The organism is Actinomadura nitritigenes, from assembly GCF_017573545.1.
GTDB lineage: Bacteria > Actinomycetota > Actinomycetes > Streptosporangiales > Streptosporangiaceae > Spirillospora > Spirillospora nitritigenes.
The window spans coordinates 381,940-396,655 of record NZ_JAGEOK010000001.1; the positions used below are offsets into that span (position 1 = coordinate 381,940).

A 14,716-nucleotide genomic window follows, 5' to 3' on the forward strand; every position below is an offset into this window, starting at 1 on the left:
CTCCGATTCTCCCCCGAGAAAGTGAGCCGGGACAGAGAGTTGATCACAGATGGCGGCGGCGCGACCAGACCTCCTTCTCATAGCGGGCGCGCGCCTCGCGGGTGGAGTCGAGCGCGGAGACCTCGGCGACCGGGACGTCCCACCACGCCTCGCTGCCGGGGGCGTCCGAGAGCGGGTCGGTCTCGATGTGCACCACGGTCGTCCGGTCGCTCTCGCGGGCCCGGCGCAGCGCGTCGCGCAGGTCCGCGGCGCCGGACGCGCGCAGGACGTCGGCGCCGAGGCTGGCGGCGTTGGCGGCGAGGTCGACGGGGAGCCGCTCGCCGTCGAGCCCGGTGCCGGTGCGGGCGCGGTAGCGGGTGCCGAACCGCTGCGCGCCGACCGACTCCGACAGGTTCCCGATCGAGGCGAACCCGTGGTTCTGGACGAGCACCACGACCAGCTTCACGTCCTCGGCGACGGCGGTGGCGAGTTCCTGCGCCATCATCAGGTACGAGCCGTCGCCGACCATGACGAACACCTCGCGGGACGGGTCGGCCATCTTCACGCCGAGGCCGCCGGCGATCTCGTAGCCCATGCAGGAGTAGCCGTACTCGACGTGGTAGCCCTTGGGGTCGCTCGCCCGCCAGAGCTTGTGCAGGTCGCCCGGCATCGACCCGGCCGCGCAGACGACCACGTCGCGGGGGCCGCTCACCTCGTTGACGGCGCCGATGACCTCCGACTGGGCGGGAAGGGGGCGGTCCTGCGGGGCGTACGCCTCGTCCACAGCGGCGTTCCAGCGGGCCATGAGCGCCGTGGTCTCGTGCTTGTAGGCGTCCGGTACGGCGTAGCCGTCGAGGGCGGCGTTCAGGCCCCGGATTCCTTCGCGGGCGTCCGCCACGACCATGGTGCCCGCGAGCTTGGCGGCGTCGAACCGCGCGACGTTGACGTTGACGAACCGGACGCCGGGGTTCTGGAAGAGGCTGTGCGACGCGGTGGTGAAGTCGCTGTAGCGGGTCCCGATGCCGATGACGACGTCGGCTTCGCGCGCCAAGGCGTTCGCGGCGGTCGTGCCGGTCGCGCCTATGGCGCCCACGGAGCTTGCGTGGTTCCAGGGCAGGGCGCCCTTGCCCGCCTGCGTCTCCGCGACGGGAATCCCGGTGCGTTCGGCGAACGCGCGCAGGTCGTCGGTGGCGCCGGAGTAGATGACGCCGCCGCCCGCCACGATGAGCGGGCGTTCCGCCGCTTGGAGGAGCGCACACGCCTCGTCGAGCGCGGCCGGTTCCGGAAGCGCGCGCGGGATGCGCCAGACGCGCCGCGTGAACAGCTCCTCCGGCCAGTCGTACGCCTCCGCTTGGACGTCCTGGGGCAGCGCCAAGGTGACGGCACCGGTTTCCGCAGGGTCGGTGAGGACGCGCATCGCCGCCATCAGGGCGCTGGGGAGCTGCTCGGGGCGGTTGATGCGGTCCCAGTACTTCGACACCGGCTTGAAGCAGTCGTTGACCGACACGTCATGGGACCGCCCGTCCTCCAACTCCTGAAGGACGGGGTTGGCCGGACGGGTCGCGAAGACGTCCCCCGGCAGCAGCAGCACCGGCAGCCGGTTGATCGTCGCCAGCGCCGCACCCGTGACCATGTTGGTGGCGCCCGGCCCGATCGAGGTCGTGCACGCCAGCGCCGACAACCGGTCGTTCATCCGCGCGAAGCCCGACGCGGTGTGCACCATCGCCTGCTCGTTGCGGGCCATGTAGTACGGCATCTCCTCGCCGTACTCCAGCAGCGCCTGCCCGATCCCCGCCACGTTCCCGTGCCCGAAGATCCCGAAGCACCCCGGGAAGAACCGCTGCTCCCGCCCGTCGCGCTCCGACCACTGCGCCGCCAGGAAGCGCACCAGCGCCTGCCCGACCGTGAGCCTCATGACCGTCCCTTCGCCGAGGTGAGCGGCAGCCGCGGATCGACGGCCTGCCCGGACCAGGTGCCGCGGACCCACGCGTGCGCGGGATCGTCGCAGATCCGCCACGCGCGCTCCGGCGACGGCCCGGCCATCACGTTCAGGTAGTACAGGTCGTGGCCCGGCGCCGCCATCGACGGGCCGTGCCAGCCGTGCGGGATCAGCACGACGTCCCCGCCGCGCACCTCCGCCAGCACGTCGATCGGCCGCTCCGGCGTGCCGTAGACGCGCTGGTAGGCCATGCCGCCGTCGCCGGACACCTCGAAGTAGTAGATCTCCTCCAGGACCGCCTCGTCCGGCCCCTCCTCGTCGTGCTTGTGCGGCGGGAACGACGACCAGCAGCCGCCCGGGGTGAGCACCTCGCACGCGATCAGCCTCTCCGCGAACGGGAACCCCTCGGGCGTGCCGAAGTTGTTGACCTGGCGGCTCGCCGGGCCCGCGCCGCGCAGCTCGACGGGGACGTCCTCGGCCGGGCCGTAGCGGGGTTCCAGGCGCGCCTGGCAGCGGGCCGCGGCCAGCGCGAACCGGCCCCGCCCCCGCACCGTCACCCGCGCGTCGCGCGGCACGTACGCGAAGTCGCTGACCCGGCTGAAGACGTCGGCGCGGCCCTCCAGCTCGAACCGCTCGCCGTCGCACTCGACCGCGCACGACCCGGCCAGCGGCAGCACGATCATCTCGAAGTCGCCGGTGCCGAAGGTGTGGCCGCCCGGGTCAGGCAGGTCGAGGACGCGCAGCGCCGTGTGCGCCCAGCCCGCCGACTCCGGCGTCACGACCACCCCGTACGGCCCCTCCGCCGCGGAGCCCGCCGGCAAGTGGTGCCTCATCCGGTCCTCCTCTCCGCCAGCAGCGCGTCCACCTCGGCCTCGGTCGGCATCGCGGCGGAGCAGGCGATGCGGGAGGCGACGATCGCCCCGGCCGCGCCCGCGAACGCGATGACCCGCTCCAGGTCCCAGCCGGCGAGCAGGCCGTGGCATACCGCGCCGCCGAACGCGTCGCCCGCTCCGAGCCCGTTCGCCACGTCCACCTTGACGGCCGGCGCCCGCACCGTCTCCTCGCGCGTCGCGGCGAGCACGCCGTCCGGCCCCATCTTCACGATGGCGAGATCGGGACCGCGGTCGAGGATCGCGCGGGCGGCCGCCTCCGGCTCCCGCTCCCCCACCGCCACCTCGCACTCCTCGAGGTTGCCGACCGCCACCGTCGCGCGTTCCAGGGCCCGGCCCGCCCAGTGCGGCGCCTCCCCCGGGTCGTCCCACAGCATCGGCCGGTAGTCGAGGTCGATGACGGCGTGGCCGGTGTGCGCGCCGAGCGCGAGCAGCGTCGCCTCCCGGCTGGGCTGCTGCGACAGCCCGGTCACCGTCGCCCACACGATGCGAGCCCGCCCGATCGCGTCCAGGTCCAGCTCATGCGGGTGTATCTCCAGGTCGGGGGCCTTCGGATAGCGGTAGAAGTACAGCGGGAAGTCGTCGGGCGGGAAGATCTCGCAGAACGCGAGCGGCGTCGGCAGGCCGGGGACGGACGTGACGAACCGGTCGTCCACCCCGTACTCCTTGAGCGCCTTGTGGACGTACCGGCCGAACGGATCGGCCCCCGTCCGGGTGACGACCGCGGCGCGGCGCCCGTACCGCGCGGCGGCGACCGCGACGTTCGTCGGGCTGCCGCCGAGGTACTTCCCGAACGACTCGACGTCCTCCAGCGGCCTGCCCACCTGGTCCGGGTAGATGTCGACGCTCACCCGCCCCATCGTGACCAGGTCGTGGGGCTCGGTCATGAGGCCGCCTTCGCGAGGTAGTCGAGGCTGCGCCGGACGTCGTCGCAGGGGCCGGCGCCCGCCGCCGGCTCCGTCGTCAGGACGGCGTCCTGCTCCATCACGTACCAGCCTCCGTATCCGGCGCCCTCCAGGGTCGCGATGATGCCGGAGATGTCGACGTCCCCCTCGCCGAGCGGCCGGTAGAGGCCGTCGCGCACCGCGTCGGAGTAGGCCACCTCGCCGCCGAGCACCCGCTCGGCGAGCGCGGCGTCGACGTCCTTGAGATGGACGTGCGCGATCCGCGCGGCGGCGAACCGCGTCAGCCACGCCGGGTCGGTGCCGCCCACGAGCAGGTGCCCGGTGTCCAGGCACAGCGGGACCGCGGACCCCGACAGCACCCGCTCGACGTCCGCGCGGGTCTCCACGACCGTCCCGACGTGCGGGTGCAGCGCCGCGAGCCGGCCGCGCCGGGCCGCCCGCGCCGTGATCGCGTCGAGGTTGGACAGCAGCGTCGCCCAGGCCCGGGTGTCCAGGGCGGGCCGCCCGTCGTAGCCGGCGAGCCCGGTCGCGGCGGCCAGCACGAGGACGCCGCTCATCGCGTCCAGCGCCCGCTCGATCTCCGGCATCGGGTCGTGGTCCAGGTCGTGCAGGACGACCGGGACGAACGCTCCGACGAGCCCCAGCCCGTAGGACGACAGCAGCGCCTCCCGCTCGTCCCGCGCCGCCGGCAGGAACCCGTCCGGGCCGAGCTCGGTCGCGGCGAGCCCGAGGTCGCGCATCTCCGCCAGCACCCGTGCGGGCGCCATCTGGTGTCCCCAGCCGGGCACCTCGCACACGCCCCACGAGATCGGGGCGCCGGCGATCCTCATCGCCGCACCTCCTCGGCGCCGACGATGCGGCCCTCGCGCATGGACAGCTCGCACGCCTCGGCGAGATAGAACGCCTCCAGGGCGTCCTCCGGCGTGCAGGGGTTGGGGCGCCGCCCGGCGACGACGTCGACGAAGGCGCGCAGCTCGGCGTCGTAGGCGTCGGAGAACCGTTCGAGGAACCCGGCGTAGGGGTCCCGGGGGCCCTCGCCGCGCTCGGGCACCGCGGTGGCGGGCGTCCGCTCGTCCAGTCCGGCGACGATGCTGTCCTTGGAGCCGAAAAGCTCGAGGCGAGCGTCGTACCCGGCGGCGTTGTAGCGGGTGGCCGACACCTGCGCGAGGGTCCCGTCGTCCAGGACGAGCAGCGCCGCCCCGGTGTCGACGTCGCCGTTCTCGCGGAAGAAGTCCTCGCCGCGGTTGGCGCCGGACGCCATCACCCGGACGACGTCGCGGCCGGTGACGAACCGGATCAGGTCGAGGTCGTGGATGACGCAGTCGCGGAAGAGGCCGCCGGACGTCGGGACGTACTCGGGGGGCGGCGGCGCGGGGTCGAAGCTGCACGACCGGACGGTGTGCAGCCAGCCGAGCCGCCCGGACGCGAGGGCCTCGCGGGCCGCGGCGTTCCCGGCGTCGAAGCGGCGCTGGAACCCGACCTGCACCGGGACTCCGGCCCTCTTCGCGGACGCCACGATTTGGAACGTTCCATCAATATCGGACGCGAGGGGCTTCTCACAGAAGACGGGCAAGCCGGCCTCGAGCGCCCGCTCCACCAGGTCGGCGTGCGCGTCCGTCGCCGCGGCCACCACGAGGCCGTCCAGCCCGGCGGAGAACAGGTCCGCCACCTCACCGGCGGCCCGGACGTCCACGGCGCCCCCACGCGAGGAGCCCGGCGCTCCGCCGGAGCCGGTCAGCATCTCTGCGGAGGGACGACCCCCCACACCCCCCGGCAAAGGCGGCCCGTCCGGCGCCTTACGCTCCGCCGGCGCTCCGCTCCAGGCGCCGGTCAGCATCTCTGTGGGGGGACGACCCCCCACACCCCCCGGCAAAGGCGGCCTGTCCGGCGCCTTACGCTCCGCTGGAGCTCCGCTCCAGGCGCCGGTCAGGCGAGCCGCCAGGGCCCGAGCGCGCGCGGCGTCCGCGTCGGCGACGACCAGCGCCTCCACCTCGGGCAGTTCACACAGGGCCGCGGCGTGGCGCGCACCGATGCGCCCCGCGCCGGCCAGTCCGATCCTCATGGAACCCCTCCCCGGTCGGCGGTCAGGTGAGTCCCGAGTGTGCTGGAGCGTTCCAGGGGCGTCAACGGCCGGGCGTGCGCGCCGCCGGTAAATGAGGTGTCCGAAACCCGGCCGACTAGGCTGGCGGCGGCACCGCGCCCTGGCTGTCGCACGGTGCTCACCAAGCGCTAGTTTGATGCCATGCGGGTCCTCGTCACCGGCGCCTCCGGGTTCGTCGGCTCCCACACCGTCCGCGCCCTGCTCGCCGCGGGCCACCGTCCGCGCGCCCTCGTCCGCGACCCCGGCAAGACCGCCAAGGTGCTCCAGGCCATCGGCGTCCCTGCGGAGGAGGTCGAGCTGATGCCGGGCGACATGCTCGACGCCGCCGCCGTGGCCGACGCGCTGGACGGCTGCGACGCCGCGATCCACGCCGCCGCCGCGATCGGCGTCACCGGCCCCCACCGCGACCTGGTCGAGGTCAACGTCACCGGCACCCGCAACGTGGTCGGCGGCGCGGTCGCCCGCGGCCTGGCCTCCGTCGTGCACGTGTCCACGATCGGGATCTTCGTTCCCCCGTCCGGCCCGGTGATCACCGCCGACGCGCCGCTCGCGAGCCCCCGGACCGGCTACGGCCGGTCCAAGCTGGCCGCCGAGACGTACGTCCGCGGCCTCCAGGACGACGGCGCCCCGGTCACGATCGTCTACCCCGGCGGCGTCTGCGGGCCCGACCAGCCCCACCTCGACGCGCTGAACGAGGGCCTCGCCGCCGCGCTCGGCAAGCTGTGGCCGCTGCCCGGCGGCGGCGTGTCGGTCATCGACGTCCGCGACCTCGCCACCGCCCTGGCCCGCGCCGTCGGGTCCGGGCGGGAACCGAGCCGGTGGGTGCTCGGCGGCCACTACCTCACCTGGCTGCGGTACGCGGACCTCTGCGACGCGCTGACCGGTGTGAAGTGCCGCCGCGTGCGGGTGCCGAGCGGCACGATGCTCGCGCTCGGCTCCGCCCTCGACGCCGCCAAGCGCGTCCGCCCGTTCGACTACCCGCTGACCCGCGACGCCGCCGAGTTCATGGTCACGCTCGTCCCGACCGACGACCGCCCGATCCTGGACGCGCTGGACCTCACCCTGCGCCCCGTCGAGGAGACCGTGGCGGACGCCCTGCGCTGGCTGGCCGAGAGCGGACACCTCAACCCCCGCCGGGCCGGCCGGCTCGTCACCGAGGAGCGCACGATGGCCGAGCCCACCCTGATCCAGCGGACCCTGGGCCCGCTGTTCCAGCGCATCTCCGGCGCCGCGTGGTTCGCCAAGGTCGGCCCGAAGATCGTGCCGCATGTCGACCGGGCCCTGCACAAGGTCACCGGCGGCCGGGCCATGCTCGGCCAGCTCCTCGTCCCGAGCCTCGTCCTCACCACCACCGGCGCCGTCAGCGGCCTGCGCCGGCAGACGCCCCTGGCGTGCCTGCCGGACGGCGACGGCTGGCTCGTCGTCGGCTCGAACTTCGGCCGCGAGAAGCACCCGGCCTGGACCGGCAACCTCATCAAGAACCCCGAGGCCGAGGTGAGCTTCCGCGGGGCGACCACCCCGGTCACCGCCCACCTCCTGGACGACGCCGAACGCGCCGAGGCCTGGCCGCGCCTCACCGCCGTCTGGCCCGTCTACGACCGCTACGTGGAACGCGCCGAGCGCCAGTTGCGGGTCTTCCGGCTCGCTCCGCGCTGACCGCGTCGAGCTCCCTAACACCATGGAGAACGGTGCCGGCGCCGCCGCGCGCGCCGAATCCGGAATCGGCGGGTCGTGGCGGCCTCATCCTCCGACGCTGTGAGCCGGAACATGCTCCAGGTCGAAGCCGCGCCCTTTCTCAGGAGCCGCGGAGGGTCCTCGACAGGCGGCGGCCCAGCAGAAAGTAGGCGATCACCACACCGGTGACGTTGAGGATGACGTCGTCGATGTCGAAGGCGCGGCCCATCACGACCGCGCCCTGGACGGTCTCGATGATCAGCGAGAGCACGCCGGTCAGGAGGGCGAGCCGGAGGGGACCGCGCAGGGACGTCCACACGATCGGCAGCAGGACGCCGAGGGGGGCGAGCAGCGCGAGGTTCCCGCCGATCTGCAGGAAGGCCTCCTTCGTCGGGCGGTCCATATAGAAGCGGAGCGAACGCCCGGGGTGGAGGTTCCCGCCCGCCTGGCCATTGTCGTGGACGGGTGTCAGCGTGAGCCGGAAGGCGAAATAGAAGAAGACGCCGAGAATGGCGAGCGCGATCATCACCACGAACGCGCGGAGGACGAGCACATACCAGGACACCTTTTCGCCGCGCTCCGCCGGCTGCCACATTTCCACCAACATCCCGCGCTGGTCCCCGTTCCGCCGCGGGCTATGCGCGCCGCGGATTACGGGCACCGTTCCCGGGACCGGGCGACGGTTTCCGGCATGTCCGAATCCTGCCGGGACCAGGGCGTTGACAGGACTGACCAAGCAAGCGCATGATTCGCCGTGATCGGAGTCACATCTGATCGCGGGTGGCCGGCGCGAGGCCCCCTCACGGAATGTCATCAGTGAGAGAGGTTGCGTCATGGCCGGTCATGGGCGGCAGCATGCCGTGGATTCGGGGATCACCCGCCGCAGGTTCCTCACCGGGGCCGGGGTCGCGGCCGGAGCGCTGCTCCTGCCCTCCTGGCGGACCGCCGCCGCGGCCGCGCCGGACAAGGCGATCGCGGACGGCGACCGGGTCCCCGCGCTGGTCATCGGCAGCGGCTACGGCGGCGCCGTCGCCGCGCTGCGGCTGACCCAGGCGGGCGTCCAGACCCACATCGTCGAGATGGGGCAGAGCTGGACGACGCCCGGCTCGGACGGGAAGGTCTTCAGCTCGCTGCTCAGCCCGGACGGGCGGTCCTACTGGTTCCGCACCCGGACCGACCAGCCCGTCGGGTACTTCCTCGGCGTCGACGCCAACAAGAACATCGACCGGTACGCGGGCGTCCTGGACTCCGAGGCGTTCGCCCACACGCGCGTCTACCAGGGCCGCGGCGTCGGCGGCGGCTCGCTGGTGAACGGCGGCATGGCCGTCACGCCCAAGCGCGCGTACTTCGAGGAGATCCTGCCGTCGGTCGACGCGAACGAGATGTACGGCACGTACTTCCCGCGCGCGAACGCCGCGCTCGGCGTCAACGCCATCGACACGTCCTGGTTCGAGTCCACGAAGTGGTACAAATTCGCGCGCGTCGGACGGGACAGCGCCCAGGCGGCCGGGTTCGGGACCACGTTCGTCCCCAACGTCTACGACTTCGGCTACATGAAGCAGGAGGACGCCGGCACCAAGCCCAAGTCGGCGCTCGCGCAGGAGGTCATCTACGGCAACAACTACGGGAAGCGCTCGCTGGACAAGACCTACCTGGCCGCGGCGGCCGCGACCGGGCGGCTCACCATCAGCCCGCTGCACACCGTCACCGGTGTGGCGCCCGCCCAGGGCGGCGGCTACACGGTGGAGATGACGCAGATCGACACGGCCGGCAACACCGTCGCGCGCAAGACCGTCACCGCCGACCGGGTGTTCTTCGCCGCGGGCAGCGTCGGCACGCCGAAGCTGCTGGTCGCCATGAAGGCGCAGGGGCGCCTGCCGGACCTGCCCGACGCGGTGGGCGACGGCTGGGGCAACAACGGGAACGTGATGGTCGCCCGCGCCAACCACATCTGGGACACCACCGGCGCCGACCAGTCCACGATCCCGGCGATGGGCATCGACAACTGGAGCGACCCGAACGGCCCGGTCTTCGCCGAGATCGCCCCGTTCCCGGCCGGCACGGAGCTGTGGGTCAGCCTGTACCTGGCGATCACGAAGAACCCGAACCGGGCGAGGTTCACCTTCGACTCCGGCACCGGCAAGGTCGACCTGTCGTGGCAGTCGTCCTGGACGCAGCCGTCCATCGACGCCGCCAAGCGCGTCTTCGACAAGATCAACAGCAAGGCGGTCACCGTCTACCGGTCGGACATGTTCGGCGTCAACAAGGTCTGGGGCGACGACTTCGTCTACCACCCGCTCGGCGGCTGCGTCCTCGGCAAGGCCACCGACGCCTACGGGCGGCTGCCCGGCCACCCCGGCCTCTACGTGGTCGACGGCTCGCTCGTCCCCGGCAGCACCGGCGTCAACCCGTTCGTCACCATCACCGCGCTGGCCGAGCGGAACATGGAGAAGATCATCAAGACCGACCTCGCCTGAACCCCGCAGAGAACCTGAGAACGCGGAACGCCCGCACCGGTGGATCCGGTGCGGGCGTTCCGCGTTCGTCGGTCAGACCGCCACGGGCGTGGTGGCCGGCTCCAGGGCCAGCTCCAGCACCTCGCGGACGTCGCTGACGGCGTGGACCGTCATGTTGTCCAGCACCTCGGCCGGGACGTCCTCGAGGTCCGGCTCGTTGCGCTTCGGCACGATCGCGGTGGTGATGCCGAGCCGGGACGCGGCCAGCAGCTTCTGCTTCAGGCCGCCGATCGGCAGCACCCGCCCGGTCAGCGACACCTCACCGGTCATCGCCACGTCCGACCGGACCGGCCGCCCCGACAGCAGGGACGCCAGCGCCGTCGTCATGGTGATGCCCGCGCTCGGGCCGTCCTTCGGGATGGCGCCGGCGGGCACGTGGACGTGCACGCCGCGGTCCTTCAGGTCGCCGACCGGCAGCTCCAGCTCCGCGCCGCGCGAGCGCAGGTAGCTGAGCGCGATCCGGGCCGACTCCTTCATGACGTCGCCGAGCTGCCCGGTCAGCGTCACGCCGGTGTCGCCGGTCTCCTTGTCGGCCAGCGACGCCTCGATGTAGAGGACGTCGCCGCCCGCGCCGGTGACCGCCAGGCCCGTCGCGACGCCGGGCACGCCCGTCCGCCGCTCCGACCTGCTGAGCTCGACCTCCGGGGTGAACCGGGGACGGCCCAGGTAGTCCTTCAGGTCGTCCGCGCCGATCGCGACCGGCAGCTCGGCCTTCTCCAGCGCGACGTTCGCGGCGACCTTCCGCAGCACCCGCGCGATCGACCGGTCCAGCGACCGGACGCCCGCCTCGCGGGTGTACTCGGCGGCCAGCAGCCGCAGCGCGTCGTCGCCGAACGTCACCTCCGACGGCTCCAGCCCGGCCTTGTCGAGCTGGCGCGGCAGCAGGTGGTCGCGGGCGATCGTGACCTTCTCGTGCTCGGTGTAGCCGTCCAGCTGGACGAGCTCCATCCGGTCGAGCAGCGGCCCGGGGATCGCCTCCACCACGTTCGCGGTCGCGAGGAACAGCACGTCGCTCAGGTCGAGCTCGACCTCCAGGTAGTGGTCGCGGAACGTGTGGTTCTGCTCAGGGTCGAGGACCTCCAGCAGCGCCGCCGTCGGGTCGCCCCGGTAGTCGGCGCCGACCTTGTCGACCTCGTCCAGCAGCACGACCGGGTTCATCGAGCCCGCCTCGCGGATCGCCCGGACGATGCGTCCCGGCAGCGCCCCCACGTAGGTGCGCCGGTGGCCGCGGATCTCCGCCTCGTCGCGCACGCCGCCGAGCGCGACGCGCACGAAGCTGCGCCCCATGGCCCGCGCGACCGACTCGCCCAGCGAGGTCTTGCCGACCCCGGGAGGACCGGTCAGCGCCAGGACGGCGCCGCTCCGGCGCCCGCCGACGACGCCGAGGCCGCGGTCCTCGCGGCGCTTGCGCACCGCCAGGTACTCGATGATCCGCTCCTTCACGTCGTCGAGGCCGGCGTGGTCGGCGTCCAGGATCGCCCGCGCGCCCGCGATGTCGTAGGCGTCCTCGGTCCGCTCGTTCCACGGGATGTCGAGGACGGTGTCCAGCCACGTGCGGATCCAGCCGCCCTCCGGCGAGGCGTCGGACGACCGCTCCAGCTTGTCGACCTCCTTCAGCGCCGCCTCGCGGACCTTCTCGGGGAGGTTCGCGGCCTCGATCCGGGCGCGGTAGTCGTCCTCCTCGTCGGCGGGGTCGCCGTTCAGCTCGGCCAGCTCCTTGCGGATGGCCTCCTGCTGCTGCCGCAGCAGGAACTCCCGCTGCGTCTTCTCCATCCCCTCCTGGACGTCCTTGCGGATCGTCTCCGCGACGTCCAGCTCGGCGAGGTGGTCGCGCGTCCAGCCGATGACCAGCTCGAGCCGCTCGACGACGTCGACCGTCTCCAGCACCTCGACCTTCTGCTCGGTCGTCAGGTACGGCGCGTACCCGGCGTTGTCGGCCAGCGTCGAGGGGTCGTCGATCTGCTGCACCACGTCCACGACCTGCCACGCGCCGCGCTTCTGCAGGATCGCGCTGACCAGGCCCTTGTACTCCTTGGCCAGCTCCTGCGCGCGCCCGCTCGCCGGCGGGGTCTCGATCGCCGTGCCCTCGACCCACAGCGCCGCGCCGGGGCCGGTCGTCCCGGTCCCGATCCGGACCCGCTGCACGCCCCGGACGACCACGCCGGGCTCGCCGCCCGGCAGCCGCCCCTCCTGCTCGATGACGCCGAGCGTGCCGACGCCGGCGTACTGCCCGTTCACCCGCGGGACCAGCAGCACCCGCGGCTTGCCCGCCGACCGGATGCCGGGGCCCTTGGGCTGCGCCACCGCCTTGGCCGCCTCGACGGCCGCCCGCACCTCCCCGCTCTCGGACAGGTCGAGGGGCACCACCATGCCCGGCAGAACGGCCCCGTCGTCCAGGGGCAGCACCGGCAGCGTCAGGGTCTCGCTCATGCTCAGCTCCAAGTCCTTCGTCGCGGCCCCCTCGGGAGGGACCGTCCCGGTCGCCCGGGAACCCAACACCAAGTTGAGTCATACACACTCAAGAAAACGGAGCAGCTAATAATTTCCTCAGCAACGTTCGCTCTCAGCGATCACGAGCCCCGCCTACCCTGGGCCCATGAACCGGGCCTTGGCGACGGACGGGAAGGGCAACGTCCTGACCGCGTTCCTGCCTGCCGTATCCACGTCCAACGCACCGACCGACGCCGCGATGCCCGCCGCCCTGGTCGCCGTCCGCCACAGGACGTCCGTCCTCCTGGTCTTCGACCGCCACCGCCGCCAGTGGGAACTCCCGGGCGGCCGGATCGACCCCGGCGAGACCCCCTCGCAGGCGGCCGTCCGCGAACTCCACGAAGAGACCGGTCTCCACCTCCCCGCCCTCGACCTCGCCGGCCACGCCCGCTTCCACCTCGTCGACCCGCCCCGCGACGAGTACGCCGCCGTCTTCACCGGCCGGATCGCCGCCCGCCCCACCGGCTTCGTCCCCAACGACGAGATCAGCGCGATCCGCTGGTGGGACACCGCCACCGCACCCCCCACCGGCGCCCAGATCCTCGATACGACCCTCGCCCTCCTCGCCTGCGGTTAGCCCGCCCGCGAACGGGGACGCCGCCCTTCCGGCGTCCCCGGCGCGAGAGGTCACGATCGTGCCCTGGCGGGAGCGCGCCCGGTCAGAGGATCGCGGCGTGGACCGGCGGGCGCCGGTCCTTCCAGGGCATCGCCCGCTCCAGGTGGCCGGCCACCTGGAAGAGCAGGTCCTCGCGGCCGTAGGGGGCGACGATCTGCACCCCGATCGGCAGGCCGCCGTCGCCGGTGCCGAGCGGAAGGCTGACCGCGGGCTGGCCGGTGATGTTGAACAGGACGGTGAACGGGCCGTAGTCCGACAGCGTCCGCAGCCAGCCGGCCATGGTGTGCCCGGGGTCGTCGTAGACCAGGGTGCCGTGCGGCGCGGGCAACCGCCCCAGCGTCGGGGTGACGAGCAGGTCGTGGTCGGTGAAGAACGCGCTCACCGACCGCGTCACCCGGTTCTGGGCGTCGAACGCGGCCAGCATGTCCAGCGCGGTGTACGCCTCGGCCTCCTCCAGGAAGCGCCGCGAGACCGCCTCCATCATGGCCGGGTCCGGTCGCCGGGGCGCCAGCAGCAGCGTCGAGGCGACCGCGACGCCCTCGGCCGTCCATGCCCGCACGACGGCCTCCCAGTCGACGAGCGGGCCCGCCTCCTCGACGACGTGGCCCGCCTCCTCCAGCACCCTCCCGACCCGGACCGCCGCCGCGGCGGCCTGCGCGTCGACCGCCGCGCCCGACCAGGCCGCGGTGTGCACCGCCGCCCGCAGCCGGCCGGGGGGCGTCTCCGCCTCGGCGGCGTACGGGCGGCGCGGAGGCGGCGCGGTGTACTTGTCGCCGATCCCCGGGCCCTGGACGGCGTCCAGGAGGCGGGCGGCGTCGCGGACGGTGCGGGTGAGCGCGAACTCGTACGCCATGCCGAGCATCGGCTCGCCCGCGTCGGGTCCGCAGGGCACCCGTCCCCGGCTCGGCTTGAGCCCGACCAGCCCGCAGCAGGACGCCGGGACCCGGATGGAGCCGGCTCCGTCGCTGCCGTGGGCGAGCGGCACCGCACCGGCGGCGACCAGTGCGGCGGCGCCGCCGCTCGACCCGCCCGCGCCCCGCCCCGGATCCCACGGGTTGCGGGTCGTGCCGTACCTGACGGACTCGGTGGCGAAGCTCAGGCACATCTCCGGCACCGTGGTGAGGCCGAGGGTGACCAGCCCGGCGGCGCGGAAGCGGCCCATCAGGTCGGTGTCGTGCCCGGGGACGACGCCCGGCAGCGCGCGGCTGCCCAGGGAGAACGGCACGCCCGCCGCCACCGGGCCGTGGTCTTTGATCAGGAAGGGGGCGCCCGCCAGCGCCCCGCCGGCGGCGCGGCCGAGCGCGGGCGAGAAGACCGGCAGCGCCAGCCCGTTCACCGTCCCGTTCACCGCGGCGAGGGCCTGCCGGGCGGCGTCCTCGACCTCGGCGGCGGTGATGTGCCCCGCCCTGATCAGATCGCTGATCGCGACGGCGTCGTACCGCGCGTACTCGTGAAGTTCCATGAAGAGCCCTTGTCCGGCGTCCTGGACGCCCGTACCTCGATCACCATCGGTTTCGTGACAGCGCGGACCGGGGCGATGGTCGCGGTACCGGACCCGGCGGGCCCGGGGACCATCCCCTCGGTGATCGAGGTGCTCCTACGCTCG

The 14,716-nt window shown here is 73.3% G+C and carries 11 protein-coding genes; 3 read left to right on the plus strand and 8 right to left on the minus strand.

All coding sequences use genetic code 11. The annotated features are described in order from the left end of the window. Positions 1 to 43: 43 nt before the first annotated feature. Genes iolD through J4557_RS01505 form a run of 5 tightly spaced genes read right to left on the minus strand, consistent with a single transcriptional unit; the run spans position 44 to position 5,406 of the window. On the minus strand, positions 44 to 1,894 hold the full coding sequence (gene iolD, locus J4557_RS01485) for a 3D-(3,5/4)-trihydroxycyclohexane-1,2-dione acylhydrolase (decyclizing) (protein WP_208264460.1): 1,851 nt from the start codon (positions 1,892 to 1,894) through the stop codon (positions 44 to 46). Next, positions 1,891 to 2,751 carry a 5-deoxy-glucuronate isomerase gene (gene iolB, locus J4557_RS01490; RefSeq protein ID WP_208264461.1) on the minus strand — a complete coding sequence of 287 codons (861 nt, stop codon included), beginning with the start codon at positions 2,749 to 2,751 and terminating at the stop codon, positions 1,891 to 1,893. The genes iolD and iolB overlap by 4 nt, the downstream gene beginning before the upstream one ends. Next, a complete protein-coding gene (gene iolC / locus J4557_RS01495) occupies positions 2,748 to 3,695 on the minus strand; it encodes a 5-dehydro-2-deoxygluconokinase (protein ID WP_208264462.1) in 948 nt (315 codons plus the stop codon). Before iolC ends, iolB begins: the two co-directional genes overlap by 4 nt. Further along, on the minus strand, positions 3,692 to 4,543 hold the full coding sequence (locus J4557_RS01500) for a TIM barrel protein (RefSeq protein ID WP_208264463.1): 852 nt from the start codon (positions 4,541 to 4,543) through the stop codon (positions 3,692 to 3,694). Before J4557_RS01500 ends, iolC begins: the two co-directional genes overlap by 4 nt. After that, the gene (locus J4557_RS01505; protein ID WP_307799274.1) at positions 4,540 to 5,406 is read right to left on the minus strand and encodes a Gfo/Idh/MocA family protein; all 867 of its coding nucleotides are present in this window, start codon (positions 5,404 to 5,406) and stop codon (positions 4,540 to 4,542) included. Before J4557_RS01505 ends, J4557_RS01500 begins: the two co-directional genes overlap by 4 nt. Before the next feature lie 549 nt (positions 5,407 to 5,955). On the opposite strand from J4557_RS01505, the gene J4557_RS01510 reads away from it, so the two are divergent. Then, positions 5,956 to 7,470, plus strand: a complete 1,515-nt coding sequence (locus J4557_RS01510; RefSeq protein WP_243775091.1) for a nitroreductase/quinone reductase family protein — start codon at positions 5,956 to 5,958, stop codon at positions 7,468 to 7,470. A 139-nt stretch (positions 7,471 to 7,609) separates the two neighbouring features. Here J4557_RS01510 and J4557_RS01520 read toward each other — a convergent pair whose 3' ends face one another. Beyond that, positions 7,610 to 8,083: a VanZ family protein gene (locus J4557_RS01520; protein ID WP_243775092.1), complete on the minus strand. Its 474-nt coding sequence runs from the start codon at positions 8,081 to 8,083 to the stop codon at positions 7,610 to 7,612. Positions 8,084 to 8,321: 238 nt separating this feature from the next. Here J4557_RS01520 and J4557_RS01525 point away from each other — a divergent pair, with 238 nt between their 5' ends. Further along, positions 8,322 to 9,965 carry a GMC oxidoreductase gene (locus tag J4557_RS01525; protein ID WP_208264466.1) on the plus strand — a complete coding sequence of 548 codons (1,644 nt, stop codon included), beginning with the start codon at positions 8,322 to 8,324 and terminating at the stop codon, positions 9,963 to 9,965. Positions 9,966 to 10,037: 72 nt separating this feature from the next. On the opposite strand, the gene lon is transcribed toward J4557_RS01525, so the two are convergent. Next, positions 10,038 to 12,434: an endopeptidase La gene (lon, locus tag J4557_RS01530; RefSeq protein WP_208264467.1), complete on the minus strand. Its 2,397-nt coding sequence runs from the start codon at positions 12,432 to 12,434 to the stop codon at positions 10,038 to 10,040. 166 nt (positions 12,435 to 12,600) lie between these two features. Between lon and J4557_RS50675 the strand changes: the two genes are divergently transcribed. Next, positions 12,601 to 13,071: an NUDIX hydrolase gene (locus J4557_RS50675; protein ID WP_208264468.1), complete on the plus strand. Its 471-nt coding sequence runs from the start codon at positions 12,601 to 12,603 to the stop codon at positions 13,069 to 13,071. 82 nt (positions 13,072 to 13,153) lie between these two features. Here the strand turns inward: J4557_RS50675 and J4557_RS01540 are convergent, their stop codons facing one another. Then, positions 13,154 to 14,572 (minus strand): amidase, encoded by a 1,419-nt coding sequence (locus tag J4557_RS01540; RefSeq protein ID WP_208264469.1) that lies wholly within the window; start codon positions 14,570 to 14,572, stop codon positions 13,154 to 13,156. Positions 14,573 to 14,716 lie beyond the last annotated feature (144 nt).

Excerpts from the sequence above, each read along its gene's own strand:
- J4557_RS01540 (WP_208264469.1), bottom strand. The coding sequence starts at position 14,572 with ATGGAACTTCACGAGTACGCGCGGTACGACGCCGTCGCGATCAGCGAT.
- J4557_RS01525 (WP_208264466.1), top strand. The coding sequence starts at position 8,322 with ATGGCCGGTCATGGGCGGCAGCATGCCGTGGATTCGGGGATCACCCGC.
- iolC (WP_208264462.1), bottom strand. The coding sequence starts at position 3,695 with ATGACCGAGCCCCACGACCTGGTCACGATGGGGCGGGTGAGCGTCGAC.
- J4557_RS01510 (WP_243775091.1), top strand. The coding sequence starts at position 5,956 with ATGCGGGTCCTCGTCACCGGCGCCTCCGGGTTCGTCGGCTCCCACACC.
- lon (WP_208264467.1), bottom strand. The coding sequence starts at position 12,434 with ATGAGCGAGACCCTGACGCTGCCGGTGCTGCCCCTGGACGACGGGGCC.
- J4557_RS50675 (WP_208264468.1), top strand. The coding sequence starts at position 12,601 with ATGAACCGGGCCTTGGCGACGGACGGGAAGGGCAACGTCCTGACCGCG.
- iolD (WP_208264460.1), bottom strand. The coding sequence starts at position 1,894 with ATGAGGCTCACGGTCGGGCAGGCGCTGGTGCGCTTCCTGGCGGCGCAG.
- J4557_RS01500 (WP_208264463.1), bottom strand. The coding sequence starts at position 4,543 with ATGAGGATCGCCGGCGCCCCGATCTCGTGGGGCGTGTGCGAGGTGCCC.
- iolB (WP_208264461.1), bottom strand. The coding sequence starts at position 2,751 with ATGAGGCACCACTTGCCGGCGGGCTCCGCGGCGGAGGGGCCGTACGGG.
- J4557_RS01520 (WP_243775092.1), bottom strand. The coding sequence starts at position 8,083 with ATGTGGCAGCCGGCGGAGCGCGGCGAAAAGGTGTCCTGGTATGTGCTC.